Annotated in this window: 18 protein-coding genes, 1 pseudogene and 1 riboswitch; of the genes and pseudogenes, 10 read left to right on the forward strand and 9 right to left on the reverse strand. The window is 58.6% G+C overall.

Going from position 1 to position 22093, the window contains the following annotated elements:
• Positions 1–22: 22 nt before the first annotated feature.
• The 3 genes from mtaB to QE432_RS12515 all read right to left on the reverse strand — a co-directional run bounded on the left by mtaB (position 23) and on the right by QE432_RS12515 (position 3433).
• Positions 23–1297: a tRNA (N(6)-L-threonylcarbamoyladenosine(37)-C(2))-methylthiotransferase MtaB gene (gene mtaB / locus QE432_RS12505; RefSeq protein ID WP_019566026.1), complete on the reverse strand. Its 1275-nt coding sequence runs from the start codon at positions 1295–1297 to the stop codon at positions 23–25.
• Positions 1294–2196 (reverse strand): diaminopimelate epimerase, encoded by a 903-nt coding sequence (dapF, locus tag QE432_RS12510; protein ID WP_025594586.1) that lies wholly within the window; start codon positions 2194–2196, stop codon positions 1294–1296. The genes mtaB and dapF overlap by 4 nt, the downstream gene beginning before the upstream one ends.
• Before the next feature lie 121 nt (positions 2197–2317).
• Positions 2318–3433: an MBL fold metallo-hydrolase gene (locus QE432_RS12515; protein ID WP_013636923.1), complete on the reverse strand. Its 1116-nt coding sequence runs from the start codon at positions 3431–3433 to the stop codon at positions 2318–2320.
• A 282-nt stretch (positions 3434–3715) separates the two neighbouring features.
• Between QE432_RS12515 and ffh the strand changes: the two genes are divergently transcribed.
• The 5 genes and pseudogenes from ffh to trmD all read left to right on the forward strand — a co-directional run bounded on the left by ffh (position 3716) and on the right by trmD (position 7493).
• Positions 3716–5287, forward strand: coding sequence for a signal recognition particle protein (ffh, locus tag QE432_RS12520; RefSeq protein ID WP_003516616.1), 1572 nt, complete (start codon positions 3716–3718; stop codon positions 5285–5287).
• An 11-nt stretch (positions 5288–5298) separates the two neighbouring features.
• The gene (locus tag QE432_RS12525) at positions 5299–5616 is read left to right on the forward strand and encodes a chorismate mutase (RefSeq protein ID WP_013636924.1); all 318 of its coding nucleotides are present in this window, start codon (positions 5299–5301) and stop codon (positions 5614–5616) included.
• A gap of 33 nt (positions 5617–5649) precedes the next feature.
• Positions 5650–6028 (forward strand): annotated as a pseudogene (gene rpsP / locus QE432_RS12530) (30S ribosomal protein S16).
• Positions 6029–6232: 204 nt separating this feature from the next.
• Positions 6233–6799, forward strand: coding sequence for a ribosome maturation factor RimM (rimM, locus tag QE432_RS12535; protein ID WP_003516610.1), 567 nt, complete (start codon positions 6233–6235; stop codon positions 6797–6799).
• Between the two features lie 4 nt (positions 6800–6803).
• A complete protein-coding gene (gene trmD, locus QE432_RS12540; protein ID WP_038492438.1) occupies positions 6804–7493 on the forward strand; it encodes a tRNA (guanosine(37)-N1)-methyltransferase TrmD in 690 nt (229 codons plus the stop codon).
• On the opposite strand, the gene QE432_RS12545 is transcribed toward trmD, so the two are convergent.
• Positions 7490–8236: a sulfite exporter TauE/SafE family protein gene (locus tag QE432_RS12545; RefSeq protein ID WP_306624465.1), complete on the reverse strand. Its 747-nt coding sequence runs from the start codon at positions 8234–8236 to the stop codon at positions 7490–7492. The two genes, trmD and QE432_RS12545, sit on opposite strands and share 4 nt — an antisense overlap.
• 267 nt (positions 8237–8503) lie before the next feature.
• Here QE432_RS12545 and rplS point away from each other — a divergent pair, with 267 nt between their 5' ends.
• The 4 genes from rplS to QE432_RS12565 all read left to right on the forward strand — a co-directional run bounded on the left by rplS (position 8504) and on the right by QE432_RS12565 (position 13478).
• Positions 8504–9043 (forward strand): 50S ribosomal protein L19, encoded by a 540-nt coding sequence (rplS, locus tag QE432_RS12550; protein WP_003492508.1) that lies wholly within the window; start codon positions 8504–8506, stop codon positions 9041–9043.
• 249 nt (positions 9044–9292) lie between these two features.
• Positions 9293–11029: a type I secretion system permease/ATPase gene (locus QE432_RS12555; RefSeq protein ID WP_306624468.1), complete on the forward strand. Its 1737-nt coding sequence runs from the start codon at positions 9293–9295 to the stop codon at positions 11027–11029.
• Positions 11022–12335, forward strand: a complete 1314-nt coding sequence (locus tag QE432_RS12560) for an HlyD family type I secretion periplasmic adaptor subunit (RefSeq protein WP_025594591.1) — start codon at positions 11022–11024, stop codon at positions 12333–12335. Before QE432_RS12555 ends, QE432_RS12560 begins: the two co-directional genes overlap by 8 nt.
• 180 nt (positions 12336–12515) lie before the next feature.
• A complete protein-coding gene (locus tag QE432_RS12565) occupies positions 12516–13478 on the forward strand; it encodes a hypothetical protein (protein WP_019566020.1) in 963 nt (320 codons plus the stop codon).
• Between the two features lie 123 nt (positions 13479–13601).
• Here the strand turns inward: QE432_RS12565 and QE432_RS12570 are convergent, their stop codons facing one another.
• The gene (locus QE432_RS12570) at positions 13602–14879 is read right to left on the reverse strand and encodes an MFS transporter (protein WP_003516599.1); all 1278 of its coding nucleotides are present in this window, start codon (positions 14877–14879) and stop codon (positions 13602–13604) included.
• Between the two features lie 429 nt (positions 14880–15308).
• Between QE432_RS12570 and leuC the strand changes: the two genes are divergently transcribed.
• Positions 15309–16718, forward strand: a complete 1410-nt coding sequence (gene leuC, locus QE432_RS12575) for a 3-isopropylmalate dehydratase large subunit (RefSeq protein WP_019566018.1) — start codon at positions 15309–15311, stop codon at positions 16716–16718.
• Between the two features lie 61 nt (positions 16719–16779).
• Here the strand turns inward: leuC and QE432_RS12580 are convergent, their stop codons facing one another.
• From QE432_RS12580 to thiB, 4 genes are all read right to left on the reverse strand, one after another.
• On the reverse strand, positions 16780–18240 hold the full coding sequence (locus QE432_RS12580; RefSeq protein ID WP_025594597.1) for a M48 family metalloprotease: 1461 nt from the start codon (positions 18238–18240) through the stop codon (positions 16780–16782).
• A 307-nt stretch (positions 18241–18547) separates the two neighbouring features.
• Positions 18548–19264, reverse strand: a complete 717-nt coding sequence (locus QE432_RS12585) for a thiamine ABC transporter ATP-binding protein (protein ID WP_111782564.1) — start codon at positions 19262–19264, stop codon at positions 18548–18550.
• Positions 19261–20886: a thiamine/thiamine pyrophosphate ABC transporter permease ThiP gene (gene thiP, locus QE432_RS12590; RefSeq protein ID WP_306624470.1), complete on the reverse strand. Its 1626-nt coding sequence runs from the start codon at positions 20884–20886 to the stop codon at positions 19261–19263. Before thiP ends, QE432_RS12585 begins: the two co-directional genes overlap by 4 nt.
• Positions 20887–20905: 19 nt before the next feature.
• The gene (gene thiB / locus QE432_RS12595) at positions 20906–21919 is read right to left on the reverse strand and encodes a thiamine ABC transporter substrate binding subunit (protein ID WP_306624471.1); all 1014 of its coding nucleotides are present in this window, start codon (positions 21917–21919) and stop codon (positions 20906–20908) included.
• Positions 21920–21957: 38 nt separating this feature from the next.
• Positions 21958–22068, reverse strand: a riboswitch (TPP riboswitch).
• Positions 22069–22093 lie beyond the last annotated feature (25 nt).

Raw genomic sequence — 22093 nt, forward strand, 5'->3', positions numbered from 1 at the left:
CCGTGTCTTTTCCTGTGCCGCTTCAGGCCGCGTCCGCTGCGAGAAGCTTCATGTTCAGATGTTTGCCGTTGTGGCCGGTAATCTCAACCTGCGCAAGAGTGCGCGGGAGAAGATCGGGCGCCGCCACCAGCGTGAAATTGTCGGTATGCGCAAAACCGGTGTTTTCAACGAGGATCGTTTGCGTCGAACCAACCATATTTTGCAGATGCACGAGCCTGAGTGCCTCGCCACGTTCGCGAAGCCTCGCCGCCCGCTCCTTCACCAGCGCACGGTCGAGCTGCGGCATACGCGCCGCCGGCGTGCCGGCACGCGGGCTGTAGGGAAATACGTGCAGGCTGGAAATGCCGCATTCTTCCGCAAGCGTCGCGGCGTTTTCGAACATCTCTTCGTTCTCGGTCGGAAAACCTGCGATCATATCAGCACCGAATGCGATATCCGGCCGGAGCGACCGCACCTCGTGACAGAAACGGATGGCATCGGCCCGCAAATGACGGCGTTTCATGCGTTTCAGGATCATGTCGTCGCCATGCTGGAGGGACAGGTGAAGATGCGGCATGAAACGCGCCTCACCGGCAATCAGATCCATCAGATGGTGGTCGGCCTCGATGCTGTCGATCGAGGATAGCCGAAGTCTCAAGATTTCCGGCACCTGCTTCAGCAATGTTTTGGCAAGAAGCCCTAGCGAAGGTTCGCCCGGCAGGTCGGCACCGTAGCTGGTAGCATCCACCCCGGTCAGGACGATTTCGCAATAGCCGCTTTCCACCAGCCTGCGCGCCTGCTCGACCACAGCGCCCATCGGCACGGAGCGGGAATTGCCCCGCCCATAGGGAATGATGCAGAAGGTACAGCGATGATCGCAGCCGTTCTGCACCTGAATGAAGGCACGGACATGCCCGTCAATGTGCTTGACCATCTGCGGCGCCGTCGCCTTGATGCTCATGATGTCGTTGACGCGCAGCTTTTCTTCCGCCGAAACGCCGAAATCCGGCAGTGCGCGATAGGAGGCGCTTTTCAGCTTTTCCTCATTGCCCAGCACCGCATCCACTTCGGGCATCTCGGCAAAGGTCTGTTTTTCAGTCTGGGCAGCACAGCCGGTCACGATGATGCGCGCATGCGGATTGTCGCGCCTTGCCCGACGGATGGCCTGGCGCGCCTGGCGCACCGCCTCGCCCGTCACCGCGCAGGTATTGACCAAGACGGCATTGTTGAGCCCGGCCTTTTCGGCCTCCGCCCGCATCACTTCCGATTCATAGGTATTGAGACGGCAGCCGAAGGTTATGACCTCGACGCCGCTCATATGGCCCCCTGCTCAGCCACGGCATCGCGCGAAAAGGCGCCGCTGATGGGATCGACCATGCCGGACCATTCCCATTCGGCCGGCCCCGTCATGATGACGTGGTTGTCCTCGCGCCACTCAATTGTCAGCGGCACACGCACGGGGCTGGAGGCGACATCGATGGTGACTTTCCTGCCCGTGCGGCCGGTGCGCGCAGCGGAAACGGCAGCGGCACATGCGGCAGAACCGCAGGCGAGCGTCAGCCCGGCGCCGCGCTCCCAGGTGCGGGTGCGAAGCGCACTGTCGGAAATAACCTGCGCCAGCGTGATATTGGCCTTTTCAGGGAACATCGGGTGGTTTTCCAGAAGCGGGCCGAAGCGCTCCAGATCGAACTCCATCGGATCGCGATCCACCCAGAAAATGGCGTGCGGGTTTCCCATGGACATGACGGCGGGCGAATGCAGGATTGGCGCGTCGATCGGCCCGATCTGCAACTCGATGCGGCTCGTATCGTGGAACTCTTCAGAAAGCGGAATGTCGCTCCAGCGAAAACGCGGCAGGCCCATATCAACGGAAATCATGCCGTCTTCATGCTCAACGGCGTTCAGGATGCCCGCCACCGTCTGGAAGGTGAAGGTGGTCTTGCCGGTTTCAGAGGACAGCGCCTGCACCACGCAGCGCGTGCCGTTGCCGCAGGCCTGCGCCTTCGTGCCGTCGCAATTGAGGATATCGATGAATGCATCGGTGCCGCCGACACGCGGATCGTGGATTGCCATGATCTGATCGAACTGCGTGGCGGGATCGGCATTGAGCGCAATGGCTGCCGCAGGCGTCACCATATCCCTGCGGCCGCGCATGTCGACAACGAGGATCTTGTTGCCAAGCCCGTTCATCTTCGCAAATTCGACCGTATCCGCCATCGTACTGAACCTGAAAACTACCTGAAACCGGAATAAAGACGGGCTTTGCCCGCACTTTCGCTCTATATGGCGGAAAGGACGGCAAATTACCAGACTGTTGCGGCGCAAACCGCTGAGCCGCTCAGGCGGAAGGTACGTCGAAGACTTCGCCGGGCCGCATGGGCTGGAAGCGGCTCTCGTCTATCCCCTGCTCAGCAAGCGCTGCCTTCAGCGCGACAAGAGGAGCTTCGACCGCTTCATCGGTCAGTTGCACAGTGCCCCAATGGTGGCCGCAGACATGTGCCGCACCGCAGATCTTCATGCCTTCCACGGCTTCCGCAGGGTTCTGGTGCTGGCCCTTCATGAACCAGCGCGGCTCATAGGCGCCGAAAGGCAGGTTGGCGAGACGGAACTCACCGTGTTTCTTGCGCGCGGCGTGATAATTGAGGCCGTCGTGGAAGCCGGTATCGCCGATATGATAAATCTTGCCATAAGGCGTTTCGATGACGAAGGCCGCCCACAGCGCCATGCGCCGGTCGTTCAGCCCACGCGCCGACCAATGGTGGCACGGCTCGAAATGAATTTTGACCGAACCAATCTCAAGGACATCGCCCCAGTCCCCCACCTTGATGCGCGCTGCCTCGACGCCGGTGCGGATGATAGCGTCATTGCCAAGCGGCGTGATGAAAAGCGGCTTGTGCGCGACATGCAGGCGCTTCAGCGTTTCCATATCCAGATGGTCGTAGTGATTATGCGTCACCAGCACCAGATCGATCGGCGGCAAATCCTCAAAACGGATGCCCGGCGGGTTGACGCGTTTGGGACCGGCGAAGCTGAACGGGCTGGTACGCTGCGACCACACCGGATCGATGAGAATATTCAGCCCTGCCGTCTGGATGAGAAAGGAGGCGTGACCGACGAAGGTGACGCGAATGTCCTTGCCGTCGATGCGGGGCTCCGGCTTTGCGAACGGAAACGGGCTGGGATAGTTTTCCGGCCACGTGGCGCGCTCACCGTTGAAGCGCCATTTCAGGAGGCCCATGAAATTGCCGGGCGGCGAACCGCCGGGATTGAAGAAACGCACCCCGTCGAAATGATCGGAGACCGGCCCACTATAATAGGCGCTGGCGTTAGAGCGGCGCGCAAACAGGCCGCCGCCCGCAAGAGCAAGCAGACCAAGTGCGGAAAAACGAAAGAAGTTTCGACGTTTCATGGGAAAGGTATAAGAAGCCAGGCGACGCCGTTCAAGCACCGCCATCGCAGCTTTCGTCTGATCACGTAAAGATGACAAGGCATGCTTTGCCGCATGAAAACCGGCACTGTCTTGACTTTCACGGCACTTTCCTGTTTATCGCGGCCAATCAGCTGGCAGTTTCACGACTCCAAGCCGCCGACCGGGACCCGCAAAGGTATAAAGAGATCCCGGAGGTCAACACCCGACAGCGCGATGCGCCCTCGGGTGCTTTTTGGCTTTGCGTCTTGTTTTTGGCAGCGAAAGCACCGACGTTTCGGAGATCCCGGAACGAAGAAGGAAGAAACGATGTTTGAAAACCTCCAGGACCGCCTTGGTTCCATTCTGAATGGACTGACCGGCCGTGGCGCGCTGACGGAAGCCGATGTTGCCGCCGCCCTGCGCGAGGTTCGCCGTGCGCTTCTGGAAGCGGACGTTGCGCTGGAAGTCGTGCGTTCCTTCACCGACAAGGTGCGTGAAAAGGCTGTCGGCGCAGCCGTTCTGAAATCCATCAAGCCCGGCCAGATGGTCGTCAAGATCGTGCATGACGAACTTGTCGAGATGCTCGGCACCGAAGGCGTCTCGATCGACCTGCATGCGGCCGCCCCCGTCGTCATAATGATGGTGGGTCTGCAGGGTTCGGGCAAGACCACGACCACAGGCAAGATCGCCAAGCGCCTGACCGACCGCGACAAGAAGAAGGTGCTGATGGCATCTCTCGACACGCGCCGTCCGGCCGCACAGGAACAGCTTCGCCAACTGGGCGTGCAGACCGGTGTCGATACGCTGCCGGTCATCGCCGGCCAGTCCCCGACAGATATCGCCGCACGCGCCGTGCAGGCCGCCAAGCTCGGCGGCCATGACGTCGTCATTCTCGACACCGCCGGCCGCACCCATATCGACGAACCCTTGATGCTGGAAATGGCCGACATCAAGAAGAAGTCCAACCCGCATGAAATCCTGCTGGTCGCGGATTCGCTGACCGGTCAGGACGCCGTCAATCTGGCGCGCAATTTCGATGAGCGCGTCGGCATCACCGGTCTCGTGCTCACCCGTATGGATGGCGACGGGCGCGGTGGTGCGGCCCTCTCCATGCGCGCCGTCACCGGCAAGCCGATCAAGCTGATCGGTATCGGCGAGCGCATGAATGAACTCGACGAGTTCCATCCGCGCCGTATCGCCGACCGTATTCTCGGCATGGGCGACATCGTCTCGCTGGTCGAGAAGGCTGCCGAAAACATCGATGCGGAAAAAGCCCGTGCCATGGCCGAGAAGATGGCCAAGGGCAAGTTCGACCTCAACGATCTCTCCGACCAGCTTGCGCAGATGAAGAAGATGGGTGGCATGGGCGGTATCATGGGGCTGATGCCCGGCATGGCCGGCATGAAGGACAAGATGGCTTCCGCAGGCCTCAACGACAAGATGTTCGACCGCCAGATCGCCATCATCTCGTCGATGACCAAGGCCGAACGCGCCAATCCCGATATCCTCAAACACAGCCGCAAAAAGCGCATCGCCGCCGGTTCCGGCACCGATGCCGCCGAAATCAACAAGCTCTTGAAGATGCACCGTGGAATGGCCGACATGATGAAAGCCATGGGCGGCAAGGGCAAGGGCGGCATCATGAAGCAGATGATGGGCGGCCTTGCGGGCAAGATGGGGCTTGGTGGCATGATGGGCGGCGGCATGCCTGATCTGTCGAACATCGACCCGAAGCAGCTCGAAGCGCTTCAAAAACAGGCTGAAGCTGCCGGTCTTGGCAAGCCGGGCGCAATGCCCGGTCTCGGTGGTCTGCCCGGCGGGCTACCCGGTCTGGGCGGGACAAAGCTGCCGGGTCTTGGCGGCATGCCGGGCCTGCCCGGCTTCCCGAAAAAGAAGTGAGGGCGACGCCAGTGAACAACGCAGAAGTGAAAGCCCAGCTTTCCGAATACCGCCAGTCGATCGACAATATCGATGCCGCACTGGTTCACATTCTTGCCGAACGTTTCCGCTGTACCAAGGCGGTGGGCGTGCTGAAGGCAAAATACAATTTGCCGCCGGCGGACCCGGCGCGCGAGGAATACCAGATCGAACGCCTTCGCCGTCTGGCAAAGGATGCCAATCTGGATCCGGATTTCGCCGAGAAGTTTCTAAACTTCGTCATCAAGGAAGTCATCCGGCATCATGAAGCAATAGCCGCCGAACATGGCGGTAATGAAAAGACCGCCTAACCGGCGGACAAGCTATCTCAAGGAGTAAATAACATGGCACTTAAAATTCGTCTCGCACGCGGTGGTTCCAAGAAGCGCCCGTACTACCAGATCGTCGTTGCTGACGCCCGTTCGCCCCGCGACGGCCGTTTCCTCGAGAAGGTCGGTTCCTGGAACCCGATGCTCGCCAAGGACAACCCGCAGCGCATCGAGCTGAAGGCTGACCTCATCAAGGAATGGATCGCCAAGGGCGCACAGCCGACCGACCGCGTTCTGCGCTTCCTCGCAGAGGCAGGCCTTGCCGATCGCGCCGCTCGCAGCAACCCGGAAAAGGCACTGCCGGGCAAGCGCGCTCTGGAACGCGTTGCAGAAAGAGAAGCAGAAGGCTGAAGACGCAGCTGCTGCCGCAGCAGAAGCTTCTGCTGCAGAATAATCTGCAATAGAATTTTAGAGAACGGGTGGCGTGGTTTTCCATGCCGCCCGTTTTTTGTTTATTTTGGTATCAACAAACTTTAGAGCGTCAGGAACTATGCTCTAACGCGTTGGATCTGCGCATCGTGCCCTGTGAAAATCGATTCCGATTTTCACGCTGATGCTGTAAACCAGACGCAACCAACACCAGAAGACGGACGGCCCGATGGCAAAGCTGGAAAACCCGATACTCATGGCAAAGATCGGCGGCGCACAGGGATTGCGCGGCGAAGTCCGCGTCAGCACCTATACGGACGAACCGATGGCGCTCGGCGATTACGGCAATCTGGTGAGCGCCGATGGCCGCGTCTTCGAAATTCTGGAAGTCCGCGAGGGCAAGAATGTGGTTGTCGTCCGCTTCAGGGGTATCAACGACCGCAATGCGGCGGAAAGCCTGAACGGGCTCGAACTTTTCATCGAACGCGACAATCTGCCGGATGACGAGCTGGACGACGACGAATTTTATTATGCCGACCTCGAAGGGCTGGAAGCCGTCGATGCCGAAGGCAAAAGCTATGGCGCCGTCAGCGCCGTTTACGATTTCGGCGCAGGCGACCTCCTGGAGCTGAAAGGTGCGGGCCGCCGTCCCGCCCTCATCCCTTTTTCGGAAGCAGCCGTGCTTGAAATCGATCTGGAGGCGAGACGCATTCTCATCGATCCCATGGCTGCCGGCCTGATCGACAATCCGGACGACAAAGACGAAACCGGCGCATCGCCTTTCGGCAAGAAATAAGGCCATGACGTTCAAGGCTACAGTTCTGACGCTCTACCCGGAAATGTTTCCCGGGCATCTCGGATATTCGCTGGCGGGCAAGGCGCTGGAGCGCGAGCAATGGTCACTTGAGGCCGTGCAGATCCGTGAATTCGCCACCGACAGGCACAGAAGCGTGGACGACACCCCGGCAGGCGGCGGCGCCGGCATGGTGCTGAAACCCGACATTCTGGCCGCAGCCATCGACCATGTTTCAGATGGAGATACGCGACCGCGTCTGCTGATGAGCCCGCGCGGCAAGCCACTGTCGCAGGACCGAGTGCGCGAACTGGCGGCAGGCGACGGCGCGATTATCGTGTGTGGCCGCTTCGAAGGCGTCGACCAGCGGGTCATAGAGGCGCGCGGGTTGGAGGAAGTGTCGATCGGCGATTACATTCTCTCCGGCGGCGAGCCGGCCGCCCTGACGCTTCTGGACGCCATTGTCCGCATTCTGCCGGGCGTCATGGGCAACGATCTCTCAGGCGTGCATGAGAGCTTCGAGGGTGGGCTTCTGGAGCATCCGCACTACACCCGTCCGCAGGTCTGGGAAGGCCGCGACATCCCAGCCGTTCTCACCTCTGGCAATCACGCCGTCATCGACAAATGGCGGCACGAGCAGGCGCTGGCGTTGACGAAGGAAAGACGGCCCGACCTGCTGGAAAAGGCCAAGGTTTAAACCGAGACGAAATAATAGGCCGTCAGCACCAGCCCGACGGCAATGACCAGCCAGCGGATGATCCACTGCGGCACCCGCCTTGCCGTGTGCACCCCCACATATCCGCCAAGCGCGGCCGCCGGGAACATGATGAGGGCGGCCCACCAGGAAACCACGCCGCCGCTGACGAAGATCGTAATGGCGATGATCGCGATCACCACCGAGAGCAGGTTCTTCAGGGCATTCAGATGATGATAGCTGCCACCCGAGGTCATTCCGAGGATGGCCAGCATCATGATGCCCATGCCCGCCCCGAAAAAACCACCATAGATGGAGGCGAGCCCCTGAAAGAAGAGGCTCGGCACATTACCGGGTGAACGCTCGGCACTGGCCTTCGGTCGCAGCCACGGGCCAGCGGCGAAAACAACGGTTGCGGCCAGAAGCAACCACGGCACAAGCTGGCGGAAGGAGGGGTTGTCGAGCGACAGGAGCAAAAGCGACCCCGCCAGCCCGCCGACGATGGAGACGGCCGACAGGAGGATCGCCTCGCGCCAGTGGGCGCGGATTTCAGGCCCGTAGGCGATCACGGAGGTGATGTAACCGGGAAACTGCACGATCGCCGACGTGGCATTGGCGACAATCGGCGGCAGGCCTGCAAGCGTCATCGCCCCGAAGGACAAAAAGGTGCCGCCACCGGCGATCGCATTGACCACGCCAGATAGAAAGCCGGTCGCAAACAGCATCATGATAATAAGTACGGACATGGCCCCTCCCAAGGTTTTCATGCCATAACCGGGGAAACGCACCTTCGCAACAGCCCGTACGTCGCCCACAATTGATAAAATATTGTCATGAAGGGATGACAAATGGCGCTGCCTCGTGTATGTGCCCGCGTGGAATTGGGGTTTTCCCCTTTAACCGCAAGCAAAGAATGGCGAACCCGCTCCTGCCGCACGGCATGGTCTGAAGGCATTGACCGACAGACGAAACGTTGAGCGCTCTGGCTGTTTCAGAAGAAATCAGAGGTTAACATGACCAATATCATTCAGCAGCTGGAAGCCGAACAGGCTGCCAAGATCGAAGCAAAGCGCACCCTGCCTGAGTTTTCTCCGGGCGACACGCTGCGCGTCAACGTGCGCGTTACCGAAGGTAACCGTACCCGCGTTCAGGCTTACGAAGGCGTTTGCATCGCCCGTTCCGGCGGCGGCCTTTCCGAGAGCTTCACCGTTCGCAAGATCTCCTACGGCGAAGGCGTCGAGCGCGTATTCCCGATCTACTCCCCGCTGGTCGAAGGCGTTGAAATCGTTCGCCGCGGTAAGGTTCGCCGCGCGAAGCTCTACTACCTGCGCGATCGTCGCGGCAAGGCTGCCCGTATCGTTGAAAACACCGGTACGCGCGCCCGCAAGCTGAACGAATCCGAGCGCCAGGCAGTCGCCGAAGAAAAGGCACGTCTGGAAGCTGAAAAGGTAGCAGCAGCACAGGCTCTCGCCGCCGAAAAGGCGGCAGCCGAAGCAGCAGAAGCCAAGGCAGCAGAAGAAGCAGCAAAGGCTGCGGAAACTGCAGCGGAATAAGATTTCCATTTTGATGGATTTACGGAGAAGGCGGTCTTTGGACCGCCTTTTTTGTTGCATCGATGCGCCATAACACTCTGGTGGGCGACATAGCGTCACGTCCAGCCTTCGACCCCATCTCCGTATCGACAGATCAAGATCAAAGTCGTATTGCTACTTATCTCTTTGCCTAATTTATTTAGAACATTCTCTAATAGCATTGCCTAGTTTCACTTATTGTGCAATTTTCGCGCAGTTTTAGGTGTTGATATGTTTTTTTTTAATTCTTTTTTAACAAAAAATAAGCGCGCTTTCTTCGCTGTCGGCCTTGCCAGCGCACTCATGAATATTCTCAACCTTTCCGGCTCCCTTTTCATGCTGGAGGTTTATGACCGGATTCTGCCGAGCAAGAGTATTCCTTCTCTGGTCGCTCTCGTTGTTCTGCTGGTTATTCTCTATGCCTTTCTTGTGGGGTTCGATGCTCTGCGCGGCCGGATATTGGCTCGCATCTCGGACAATATGGACGACGATCTCAATCAAAAGCTCTTCAGGGCATCAATCAGCGCACCACTTGCCGCCTACGGCAAGGTAGACGGGCTGCAGATCGTCGGCGATCTCGATCAGATACGTCAATTCTTGTCCGGGCCGGGACCAGCAGCTTTCTTTGATATTCCCTGGCTGCCCATCTATCTGCTGATCTGTTTTGCCTTGCATCCCTGGATCGGTTTTGCCGTGCTTGGCGGCGCCCTGGTCCTTGTCGTGTTGACGCTAATAACCAACTGGCTGACCGAAAGGGCGACCAAACAGGCCTACACCGTGCGCGGACAGAGAAATGCACTCGTCGGCAGCAGCCAGCGCAACATCGAGTCCATAAGAACCATGGGCATGATGAATGCGGTGACGTCGATGTGGGACGATCTGCACTCCAATTACCGCGCCGTCACACTCTCGACGTCGGACACGGCGGGCATGCTCGCCGCGATTTCCCGAACATTCCGCCTTTTGTTACAGTCGGGTGTGATGGCAATCGGCGCCCTGCTGGTTATCGAGGGGCATGCGTCAGCGGGTAGCATCATCGCAGGCTCCATCCTCTCGGCCAAAGCGCTGGGCCCTGTCGAACACGCAATTGCAAACTGGCGCAGCTTCATGACTGCGAGACAGGGCTGGAAACGCATCAACGAGTTTCTTGAACTCGTACCGGAACCCGCACAGCCGCTTTCCCTGCCGCCACCGAAATACACCGTTGCCATCGATCGCGTGACCGGCGGTCCGCCCAATGGTGCGCGAGATACCGTGGCCGATATTTCCTTCACGTTGAACGCGGGCGATGGCCTTGGCATCATTGGGCCGAGCGCTTCCGGTAAATCCACGCTGGCGCGTTTGATAACTGGTATCTGGCCCTATGAGCGCGGCTCCGTGCGCTTCGATGGGGCCGCACTGAACCAGTGGGATTTCGAGGTTCTCGGTAAATCCATCGGATACATGCCCCAGCAGGTGGAGCTGATGCCAGGCACGGTCGCGCAAAATATCGCGCGCTTCGACCGTGACGCAACGGCTGAAGCCATCGTTGCGGCAGCCAAGGCCGCTCAGGTTCATGATCTCATCCTGAACCTGCCCAACGGTTACGACACCTATATCGGCGACCGTGGCGAGGCATTGTCAGGCGGGCAAAAACAGCGCATCGGCCTGGCGCGGGCGCTTTTCGGGGAGCCATTCTTTGTCATCCTCGATGAGCCGAACTCCAATCTGGACAGCGAAGGCGAGGCAGCCTTGCGCAACGCCATTGGCGACATAAGGGCGCGGGGCGGCATCGTGGTCGTCATTGCCCATCGTCCGAGCGCCATCGAAAGCGTCAATCTTGTGATGGTGATGAGCAACGGCCGCATGCTTCGCTTCGGCACCGAGGAAGAGGTGCTTGCGCAAATCCTTCGTCAAAATATTCGCCAGGTGCCGGAAACAGAAGAAGAAGTACGTAAGCTGGAAAGCCGGGTGGGTGAAAATGGTTGAGGGAGAAAAAACCGGCGTGACGAAAACATCTATCGTCAAACACTCAACCGCCGTAGTCGTTCTTGCTGCCGGCCTTCTTTTCGGCCTGGGTGGCTGGGCGGCTCTCGCGAAGCTTTCGGGGGCAGTCGTCGCCACGGGCCGGGTCGTTGTCGAAGGCAACTCCAAGAAAATTCAGCACCTTTCCGGCGGTATCGTCAGCCAGATCAATGTTGCGGAAGGTGACACGGTGGAGGCCGGTCAGGTTTTGCTGCGGCTGAGTGGCACGATCGTTCAGGCAAACCTGTCCATTGTCGAAAATACGCTCGCGCAGCTTTATGCACGCCGTGCGCGTCTGCGTGCCGAAATCTCCGACGCCACCTCTTTCACAACGCCGGAAGATCTGGCCGTCTTGACCAATTCGAAAGCTGCCAAAACATTCATCGACAGTGAGCAGAACCTTTTCAACAGCCGTCGCAGTGCACTGATCGGCATGAAGAAGCAATTGGTAACGCGCAAGGATCAGCTAGCCGATGAAGCGCGGGGCATGGATGTGCAGATTGAGGCGACCAACAATGAACTTGCTATCGTAAGGGAAGACGTCTCAAAGACACAGGAGCTATATGCCAAGGGGCTTGTAACGCTTCAGCGCCTCAACCTTCTCAAGCGGCAGCTTTCCAATCTCGAAGGTCAGCAGGGCCAGTATATGGCCGCGCGTGCGCAGACGGTAGGCAAGCTGAGCGAAATGGACTTGCAGTCGCTTCAGCTTGACGAGGACCGCAAGTCCGAGGTCACAAAAGATCTGACGTCTATCGAAGCCACCGTTGCGGAATACGAGGAACGGCTTGCGGCAACACGCGACCAGCTCGACCGCCTCGATATTCGCTCGCCGATTGCGGGGCGTATCTACCAGCTGTCTGTGCACAACATAAACGGCGTCATCCAGCCGGGCGAAGTGCTTATGCTGGTGGTGCCGGCAAAGGAAGATCTTGCAATCGACGCCAATGTTCTTCCAAACGACATAGACCAGATCTATGTCGGGCAGCCAGTGACCATTCGCTTCACGGCTTTCAATCAGAGCACGACGCCGGATGTAAGCGCTGAAGTCGCAGTCGTCGCCCCGGACTTGCAGACAGATTCCCGAAGCGGGGCGTCATTTTACGCACTGCGCATCAAGCCGAGCAAAACTGGAATGGACCATATACCAGGTGGACGGTTGTATCCGGGCATGCCGGCCGAAGTCTTCATACAGACAAGCGAAAGAAGCGTTCTTTCCTATTTTGTCAAACCGTTCCAGGACAGGCTTAGAAAGACGTTCCTGCAGGAATAAAAGACTTTCATTACATGCTTTCTTAGAAACGATTCGCAAATACACCAAGAGCGAGAATTTTTCCAAAAAAAACAATTTCTCATATTGTCTTGCCATTTATAATGTACTAATTATCACCCGCAATATTTATTAAATTTAATTTCGATACATCGAATTCTCAAAAATTTATAGGAGAGTAAAATGGCGTTAAAAGTAACTTTCGGTAATGGCGGCGCGGCATCGGTTTCGTCGCTCACCAGCCTGATCGATCAGGAAGCATATAAGCTCCTCACGGAATCCACAGCACAGGTCAAAAACGGCTCTACGCTCGATTCAGGCGCTGTCAGCGTTGGCGCTGTGGCGGTTGCCGGTACCGGTGCTGGTGGCACTGTCGATGTCGGCTACGACCCCAACGCAAACGGCTTCACATTTGACGTATCCTCGGCATGGAATTCGGTGAAGAACGCTCTCGCCCAGTCTGACACCTCTGAAAACCTTAAGTTCAAGGATTTCGTACAGGTAGACGTTCACCTCGGCGGCACCGGTTCGTCCACCGTTGAAGTTCTCAATGCCAAGCGCGGTAACATCACGACCGGCGCAGGCAACGACACGGTTACCGTATCTGTCGTTTCGAACGAAAAGACCTGGGTCAACAATTTCAACATCGACACCGGCGCAGGCAACGACACGATCACCGTCAAGGCCGGCGCTGCCTTCAATGACACGTCGGCTGCGGGCACGGGCGGTCTTGCCGCCAATACCGGCGCTGTGAATGGTGGTGCTGGTATCACCGACGGCAGCTACACCTCCGTCAAGATCGATGCCGGTGCGGGTAACGACTCTATCGACCTGAGCGGTGTAAAGCTCGCTTCGTCGCTGGTCACCGGTGGCAAGGGCATCGACCACATCATCGCAAGCGGTGGCGCCGATACCTTCGTCTTCAATCTGGGTGACATGGCGAAGAGCTTTGCCACAGATACCATCGAAGGCTTCAACGCCTCCATGGACAAGCTCAAGCTGGTCGGTACAGTGATCGATAACTGGGCGGTTTCGACCTATGATAACGATACCGTCCTCAGCTACAACGTTACTGGCGAGCACAAGGGTGAGAAGATCATTCTCTCCGGCGTTCACCTGACCGGCAGCGATTGGTTTACGGCGTAATTTCTCTCGAAGAGAATTTCATCGGTTACCGTTTAAATGGATCATGGCCCGGACATATCCGGGCCATGATTTTTTACATATGCGGCGGTTCGGAAATTATGCCAGCTGCCGCAATCTTGCAGATCAGGCGGCCTCGGCCTGATTGCCCATTTTTCGCGCCGCGATGATGACGAGCACACCTGCCAGCGCCAGGCAGAAGGCAAGGAAGAACATCGGCGCAATGGTGCTGCCGGTCTGGTCCTTGATCCAGGGCACCACGTTCTGCGCCACGAAACCACCGAGATTGCCGACGGAATTGATGGCGGCGATGCCGGCAGCAGCACCGGCTCCCTTGAGGAAGCGGCCGGGCAGGCTCCAGAACACCGGCTGGCCGGCAAAAATGCCCGCAGCGGCGATGCAAAGGAAGGCGAACTGCAATACCGGATCGCTGAGCAGCGCCGACATCAGCAGGCAAAACGCGCCGACGAAGGCAGGGCCGACGATATAAGGCGTTTTGTTTTTTGCCTTGTCAGCCGCCAGGGGCACGACGAAGAGAGCGACGGCCACGATCACCCAGGGGATGATATTGATGAAGCCGTTGGCGGTGTTGGAAACGCCGAAGCTCTTTACGATCGTCGGCAGCCAGTAGCTGAGACCATAGGCCGCCAGCGGAAAGCCGACATAGCAAAGCGCCATGAACAGCACGCGCGGATTGATCAGCGCCTTGAAGCCGTCCTCCGCATGCTCTTCCATGCCCTTGTTTTCTTCGGCCAGGCGGTTCTTCAACCAGTCCTTCTCGGCCTGCGTCAGGAACTTCGCCTTTTCCGGCGTATCGTCCAGATAGAAGAAGGTAACGATACCGGCGATCACGGCGGGAATACCCGTCGCCAGGAACACCCATTCCCAGCCAGCATAACCGAGGAAACCATCGAGATCGAGCAGCATGCCGCCAAGCGGTGCGCCGATGGCATTGGCAAGCGCACTGAAGATCATGAACAGGCCGATCATGCGGCCGCGATAATCGCGCGGGAACCACAGCGTCATCAGGAACAGCACGCCCGGGAAGAAACCGGCCTCGCAAAGCCCGAGCAGGAAGCGCAGGATGTAGAACATCGTCGCATTCTGCGTGTAGGCAAGCGCGATGGTGACGGCACCCCAGGACACCAGAATGCGGGCGAACCATTTGCTGGCGCCGAAACGGTTGAGGAAAAGGTTGCTCGGAACCTCAAAGAGGAAATAGCCGATGAAGAACAGCGAAGCGCCAAGTCCGTAGGCATATTCGCTGAGGCTCAGCGCATCGACCATCTGCAGCTTGGCATAGCTGACATTCTGCCGGTCGATATAGGCGATGAGATAGAGAAGGCCAAGAAACGGCATCAGCCGCCAGGTGATCTTCGAGATTAGGGATTTTTCCGATACCATGTGCTGTTCCCTCCCTTCGATTGCTCGTCGAAATGCAAATGATAAGGGGACCCATCTATATGTGCGCCGCAAGATACGCAAGTTGCATTGCATCATAACCAATGCCGAAAAGGCTGCGAAACCGGCATTTTAAATGCCCTGAGTGCATGATGCGGCGCACATCAAAGCCGCCGGGTCACCGTTTTACGGTCTGCGCGCATTCATATTGCCGCGAAACCGGCAATCTGCTATGAAGACCGCCATGGGATCTAAATTCGGATGTCTCGCGCAGAATGTTTATGTGCTGCAGGACCACAAGCGTCTGCCGGCACGGTTTTTTGCGCGCATTTCCGGGGCGCTCAACAGCCGACTTAGGCTCGCCTGACAGCACCCGCTGTCCACCGCCTTACTGAACCCTGATTTTACCTTTCCATGACAAGGCATAGAGCCATGAGCGCACCCCGCACCTTATACGACAAGATCTGGGACGACCACGTCGTCAATCGTGACCCGGACGGAACCTGTCTTCTCTATATCGACCGTCACCTGGTCCATGAGGTGACGAGCCCGCAGGCCTTTGAAGGCCTGCGCATCGCCGGCCGTCCGGTTCATTCGCCCACCCGCACGCTTGCCGTCGTCGATCATAACGTGCCAACCACAGCCGACCGGCTGGAAGGCATCAAGAACGAGGAAAGCCGTATCCAGGTGGAAGCGCTTGCGCAGAATGCCAAGGATTTCGGTGTCGAATATTATTCCGAGCGCGACAAGCGTCAGGGCATCGTCCACATCGTTGGCCCGGAACAGGGCTTCACCCTGCCGGGCATGACGATTGTTTGCGGCGACAGCCACACCTCCACCCATGGTGCTTTCGGCGCGCTGGCGCACGGCATCGGCACGTCGGAAGTGGAGCATGTGCTGGCGACCCAGACGCTGATCCAGAAAAAGGCCAAGAACATGCTGGTGCGTGTCGATGGCAAGGTTCCGGAAGGCGTCACCGCCAAGGACATCATCCTCGCCATTATCGGTGAGATCGGCACAGCGGGCGGCACCGGCCATGTGATTGAATTTGCCGGTGAGGCGATCCGCTCGCTCTCCATGGAAGGCCGCATGACGGTTTGCAACATGACCATCGAGGGCGGCGCCCGTGCAGGTCTGATCGCGCCTGATGAGACCACCTTCGACTACATTAAGGACAAGCCGCGCGCGCCAAAGGGCGAGACGTTGGAACAGGCCATCGCCTACTGGAAAACGCTGAAATCCGATGAAGGCGCCCATTACGACAAGATCGTGGTGCTGGACGCCGCCAATCTGCCGCCGATCGTCTCCTGGGGCTCATCGCCTGAGGACGTGACGTCCGTCGAGGGCATCGTTCCCAATCCGGATGATATCGAGGAAGAAAACAAGCGTACTTCCAAGTGGCGTGCGCTGGATTATATGGGCTTGAAACCCGGCACGCGCATCACCGATATCGCCATCGACCGCGTTTTCATCGGCTCCTGCACCAATGGCCGTATCGAGGATTTGCGCGCAGCGGCAAAGATCGTCGACGGCCGCAAGGTCGCGCCCACCGTCTCGGCCATGATCGTGCCCGGCTCCGGTCTCGTGAAGGAGCAGGCGGAAAAGGAAGGTCTGGACAAGATTTTCCTCGAAGCCGGTTTCGAATGGCGCGAACCGGGCTGCTCCATGTGCCTTGCCATGAATGACGACCGCCTCAAGCCTGGCGAACGTTGCGCCTCCACCTCGAACCGCAACTTCGAGGGCCGCCAGGGCTATAAGAGCCGCACCCACCTCGTCTCCCCCGCCATGGCAGCGGCGGCGGCCATCGCCGGTCATTTCGTCGATGTGCGCGAGTGGCGGTAATTATCGATAACGTCTGAAACGAAAAACCCCGGATCACAATCCGGGGTTTTTTGTTAGCATCTCATTCCGCAATGATCTTCACCCGCTGGCCGGGCTGAAGCGTGGCGGTGGCGCTCATCGCATTCATCATGCGGAACATGTCGAGCTTGCGGTCGGTCCCCATCATACGTGCGGCAATCGTTGCCACGGTTTCACCGGGCTTGACCGTCACCACGCGCACGCGCAGAGGTTTTAATGATGCGATCTCCTGCGGCGTCATCTTGCGGAAACTCGTTCGCAACACGTTGGCGATGGAATCGAGCTGCGTGTTCCCCTTCGGCACGGCCGTCAGGAAGCGGAATATCTGCTGACCGACACGGATGACGGTAACGTCAAAGTCCCATTTGTCCGCCGTCGCACGGGCTGTCGCAGCCTCCAGACCGTTGATCTGCGTTTCCTTCACGGTTTCCGGCATTAGGCCGGCAACCCAGCCGCTGGTCAAGTAATTGGCAAGAGTGGTCTGTTTCGGATCGGCCACGCCGTCGAAACGGATCGCCACATCGCCCGGACCCGTCGCAAGAACGGCCTCGACCTTGTTGTCGATGACGAAACCTTCCGGCACATCGAAACGGATACCGAGCGTTCCGTGCAGGAAGGTCTGGCCTCGGACATAACCCTCCTGCGGGCTGTCGCCGTAAAGCAGGCCATCTATGCCATCCAGAAACCAGTCGCGACCACGATCCCCGACCTGACCGTCCTGACCGAAGGCGCGGGCATGCCGGCGTGCAAGCTCGATGCGCTGCGGCGTGTTGGGGTGGCTGGAAAGAAAGTCGAGGCTCTGGTCATTTTCGGGATCAGCCGAGGAGAAACGCGCATAGGCTGCCATGGAATCCAGAAACCGCGGCGATGCGAAGGGGTCGTAGCCGGCCTCACCCAACATGCGCACACCAATCACGTCTGCCTGCAATTCCTGCTGGCGCGAAAAAGCCGCAAGCCGCAGCTTGCCGCGCGCAAGCGCCTGTTTGCCGGCGAGATCGCTCGACAGAACCTCGGCGACCACACGGCTTGCAATCACCTCCGCCTCTTCCCGGCGCTGACGCTCGATGCCGTGGTTTGCGGTAACGTGGCCCATCTCATGCGAAAGCACAGCGGCCACTTCCGAGGCATCGTTGGCGAGAGCCAGAAGCCCGCGCGTCACGTAAAGATACCCACCCGGCAGCGCAAAAGCGTTGATAGCAGGCGAGTTGAGGATGGTGATGCGATAGGATTGCTGCGGATTTTCCGAAACAGCCGTCAGCGCGCCGGCGATACGGGCGACAAGCCGCTCCGTCTTGGCATCACGATATTCGCCACCATAACTCGCCACAATACGCGGATGTTCGCGCGCGCCCATCTGCGCACGGGGATCGTTCTTCTGCACCTCTTCCACGGTCTGCGGATTGTCCGAAGGCCGCAAGGTGGACTGGTAGGCCGGGCTGAAGAGAGACTGACACGATGACAGGAATACGGCAGACGCCGTCAGCACGGAACACACGGCAGCCATCCTGCCCGAACGGCGAAGGCCTGAACGGGAGAAAAGCCTCCACTGCGCAGTCATGCTATTTCTCATTCTCTATGCCTGCCCCTAACGTTCCTGATCATCCGTTAATTGCAGACCAGAATAACAGATTCGCCCCAACGAGCCATGAATGTCGAAACGGTAAAAACGATCCATCAAGTCCGGAATATTCCTGAAGAACGCAATAATTCTCGTCATTTCTCGGGCAACGACTTGAAACTGGCAAGTGCAAATTAACGCCATTGAAGTTATCTAAAGCGATTGCCAGCGGCACGCGTCGAAAATAAGGCGATCAGCCGTTCAGAAAACTGTCGACCGCCTTCACATTTTGTGTGGCGAAGAAATCTATGGTCGAGCCCGCATAGACAACGCGGCCACGATCAAGAAAAACCACCCGCTGCGCCAGCTTTTTTATGTCGTCTGGATGGTGCGTGACAATAATCACCGTATTTTTTGTTTCAGCATGCAAGTCGAGAAGCAGGGAGGTCATGCCCGCCCGCAGCCCCGGATCTAGCGCCGCGAAAGGCTCGTCCAGCAGCATGACCGGTTTTTTCCGGACCAGCGCACGCGCCAGCGCCGCCCTTTGCCTTTCCCCGCCGGAAAGCGTGCCCGGCAAACGTTTGTCAAAACCCGCAAGACCAACGCGTGTGAGCGCCATGTCGATCCTCTGCCTGTCTTCCGCCCGCAGCTTCAGCCCGGGGCTGATGCCGAGCGCGACATTGGTGAAGATATCGAGATGGGCGAAAAGATTATTATCCTGGAAGATCGAGGAGACCGGTCGTTCGGAAGGATCGAGCGCCTTCATGTCCCGCCCGCCGATCAGCACGCGCCCGGAATCGGGCAATTCAAAACCGGCGATGAGATTGAGGAGCGTCGACTTGCCAGAACCGGAGGCACCGACAACGGCGGTCATCTGGCCTTGCGGGAATATACAATCGAGATCGAAATCCTGCGTTCCGAGCCGCAGCCTGACCTTGTCCAGCCCCACGGCAAATTCGTCACCCGTCATATGCTCGCCCTTGCTGATTGGGATTGCCGTGAAACGCCGCCCGCGGCAAGCAGCAGGCAGACGACGCCAAGGATGAACGCGTATCCAGCGGCATCATTGGTGCGGTAGCTGCCCATATTGCTATAGACCAGCCATGGCAACGTGACGAAATTTTCCGACCCGAACAGGGCAACCGCCCCAAGATCACCGAGCGACAGGGCCATGGCAAAGGAAAACGCCATCAGAAGCGGCCGCCGCAGAACCGGCAGATCGGCGAACCGCAGCCGCGTCAGTCCCTGAAGCCCAAGGCTGGCGGAGAGCCGGGACGTGCGTAAAAAATGGCTGGTGAAGGCTGGCTCCAGCACCCGCATGGCAAGCGGCAACGCCATCAGCATGTTGATGAGTGCCACGAGAACGGGAGCATAAAAACTGACATCTCCAAAGGGCCGCAGCAACAGGAACCACCCGCTTCCCAGCACGACGGGCGGCACCAGCAGCACTAGCGATGACCCCGCCCCGAGCGTGGCGGACAAAAGGCGCAAGGGCTGAGCCGCGTGCCGTCTGGAACCCACGGCCTGTCGCGCACCGATAATCGCAAAGCAGCAGAGCACGACGAGAGTTGCGGAGAGCGCAGCGATTGCAAGGCTGGTCGCCGCCGCACGCAGGAAGATCGGCGCTGACAAAAGACGCGGCAGATCGGCCCCCAAACCCGAGACGGTTATGGCAACAAGCGGCAGGCCGACCAGCAGAACCGCAAAAATGATTGCCGCTCCGTCCCACAGGCGCGCGCCAACACGCTTGCCGTCGAAACGACGAACAGGGCGGCCAAGTGAAGCAATTTCCGCCTCGGGCGATGGCAAAAAGGCAAGAAGGCCGAGCAGAACTGCTGTGACTGCAATCTGCAAAACCGAAAGCGCGATTGCCCGTTGCGGATCGAAATCAAACCGCAGCGCCTGATAGATTGCGACCTCAAGTGTCGTCGCCGCCGGTCCACCGCCCAGCAGAAGCACTAGCGTGAAGCTGGTGGCGCACAGCATGAAGACAAGCCCGGCAATACCGGGAACAAGCCGCGAGACGGCCGGCCACTCGATGAAGCGGAAAACCGAAACCGGCCCCATGCCAAGACTTGCTGCCATCCGCCAATATTCGCCCGGAATCCGCTCCAGCCCGGCCAGCATCAGCCGCACCGCAAGCGGCAGATTGAAAAACACATGGGCGGTGAGAATGCCGGAAAGGCCGTAAATACTGAAGGGCTGCTCCGCACCGGCAAAAACAAGGGCAGTATTCAAAACACCCTGCCTGCCCCAGATCGTGATAATGCCGAAGGCGCCGACGATGACCGGCAGCCCCATCGGCACAGCCATCAACCTGATAATCCAAATCCGCCCCGGAAAATCCTGTCTGCGGGAGAGCGCAAGCGCCACCGGCAGGCCGAGAACAATGGAAAGAACAGTGGACAACGTTGCCTGATAGAGCGTGAAGCGCAGGATGCGCAGCGTGTAGGCATCCACGATTCCGGCGGCGGATGTGCCGGCATCGAAAGACAGGAGTGCTGATACAGCAAGCGCCATGAACAGGAAAACGGCGGCAAACGCCGCCGTTCCGCCAATGATCGACCATCTGTAGTCGCGACGCAGCATCATGCGCGGGCGTGCCTCTTGCTCAGTTCATGCTCATGGCCGCAAGCCATTCGTCGATCCAGGCCTTGCGGTTCTTCGCCACCTCTTCCGGGTCCATCAGGAAGGTCATCTGCGGTACGACGAGTTTGGAAAATGCCTCGGGCAGGGGCGTGGACGTTGCCGCGACCGGCATCATCCAGTTGTTTTCCGGAATGGCATCCTGAAATCCTGATGTGAGCGTGAAAGCGAGGAACTGCTTCGCCAGTTCCTTGTGCGGCGCGTTTTTGAGAAGGCCGGAAACCTCGATCTGGATGTAGTGCCCCTCGGAAAAAGCCGCGGCCTGATAGCGATCCGTCTTTTCCGAGACCATGTGATAGGCAGGCGACGTGGTGTAGGAGAGCACCATCGGCACCTCACCCTTGGTGAAAAAGCCATAGGATTCCGACCAGCCCGGCGTGACGGTGAGAATGCGCTTCCGGAGCTTCGCCCAGGCTTCCGGTGCCTTGTCGCCGTAAACGGACTTCACCCAGAGCAGCAGGCCAAGCCCCGGCGTGGAGGTGCGCGGGTCCTGAATTGCGATTTTCTGTGAAGGATCGCCGTCCACCAGATCCTTCAGGCTCGTCGGCGGATTTTTTATCGTCTGCGTGTCATAGACAACGGCGAAATGACCGTAGTCGTAAGGGACGAAAATGTCGTCCTTGTAACCGCCCGGCACCTTGGCCGCCGATGCATCGATACCGCTGATATCGAAGAGGCCGGTCTGTTTCGCTTCCGCGACCAGATTGGTGTCGAGACCAACAACGACATCCGCCTTCGACGCCGCCCCTTCAAGCTTCAGGCGGTTGAGCAGCGCCACGCCATCCGCCACACCGACGAAATTGACCGTGCAATTGCACACTTTCTCGAAGGCCTCTTTCACCTTGGGGCCGGGACCCCATTCGGAAACGAAGCTTTCATAGGTGTAGACGGTTAGTTCCTGTCTGTCCTGAGCAGTGGCAAGACCGGGCAGAAACAACGAAACGGCAACGAGGGAATTCAGGAAAAGACGACGGCGCACGGGTATCTCCTCAAAAAACGAAAAGGGAAATAGCCGCTTGCCTTAAGCCGTCTAATCCCTCCGCCGGTATGAACCGGATCAGGTTCTTCGGGTTGGCAAGCCTCTCAGCCTTTTGCACGCAAGCACAAAAGACACCCCGTTAGATCAAGATGATGATGTAGTCCCGCTGTCTCT

The sequence above is a fragment of the Agrobacterium sp. SORGH_AS_0745 genome (assembly GCF_030818995.1).
In the GTDB taxonomy this organism is placed as follows: Bacteria; Pseudomonadota; Alphaproteobacteria; order Rhizobiales; family Rhizobiaceae; genus Agrobacterium; species Agrobacterium tumefaciens.

Coding starts and splice junctions, on each gene's coding strand:
- mtaB (WP_019566026.1), bottom strand. CDS start 1,297: ATGAGCGGCGTCGAGGTCATAACCTTCGGCTGCCGTCTCAATACCTAT.
- dapF (WP_025594586.1), bottom strand. CDS start 2,196: ATGGCGGATACGGTCGAATTTGCGAAGATGAACGGGCTTGGCAACAAG.
- QE432_RS12515 (WP_013636923.1), bottom strand. CDS start 3,433: ATGGCGGTGCTTGAACGGCGTCGCCTGGCTTCTTATACCTTTCCCATG.
- ffh (WP_003516616.1), top strand. CDS start 3,716: ATGTTTGAAAACCTCCAGGACCGCCTTGGTTCCATTCTGAATGGACTG.
- rimM (WP_003516610.1), top strand. CDS start 6,233: ATGGCAAAGCTGGAAAACCCGATACTCATGGCAAAGATCGGCGGCGCA.
- trmD (WP_038492438.1), top strand. CDS start 6,804: ATGACGTTCAAGGCTACAGTTCTGACGCTCTACCCGGAAATGTTTCCC.
- QE432_RS12545 (WP_306624465.1), bottom strand. CDS start 8,236: ATGTCCGTACTTATTATCATGATGCTGTTTGCGACCGGCTTTCTATCT.
- rplS (WP_003492508.1), top strand. CDS start 8,504: ATGACCAATATCATTCAGCAGCTGGAAGCCGAACAGGCTGCCAAGATC.
- QE432_RS12555 (WP_306624468.1), top strand. CDS start 9,293: ATGTTTTTTTTTAATTCTTTTTTAACAAAAAATAAGCGCGCTTTCTTC.
- QE432_RS12560 (WP_025594591.1), top strand. CDS start 11,022: ATGGTTGAGGGAGAAAAAACCGGCGTGACGAAAACATCTATCGTCAAA.
- QE432_RS12565 (WP_019566020.1), top strand. CDS start 12,516: ATGGCGTTAAAAGTAACTTTCGGTAATGGCGGCGCGGCATCGGTTTCG.
- QE432_RS12570 (WP_003516599.1), bottom strand. CDS start 14,879: ATGGTATCGGAAAAATCCCTAATCTCGAAGATCACCTGGCGGCTGATG.
- leuC (WP_019566018.1), top strand. CDS start 15,309: ATGAGCGCACCCCGCACCTTATACGACAAGATCTGGGACGACCACGTC.
- QE432_RS12580 (WP_025594597.1), bottom strand. CDS start 18,240: ATGGCTGCCGTGTGTTCCGTGCTGACGGCGTCTGCCGTATTCCTGTCA.
- QE432_RS12585 (WP_111782564.1), bottom strand. CDS start 19,264: ATGACGGGTGACGAATTTGCCGTGGGGCTGGACAAGGTCAGGCTGCGG.
- thiP (WP_306624470.1), bottom strand. CDS start 20,886: ATGATGCTGCGTCGCGACTACAGATGGTCGATCATTGGCGGAACGGCG.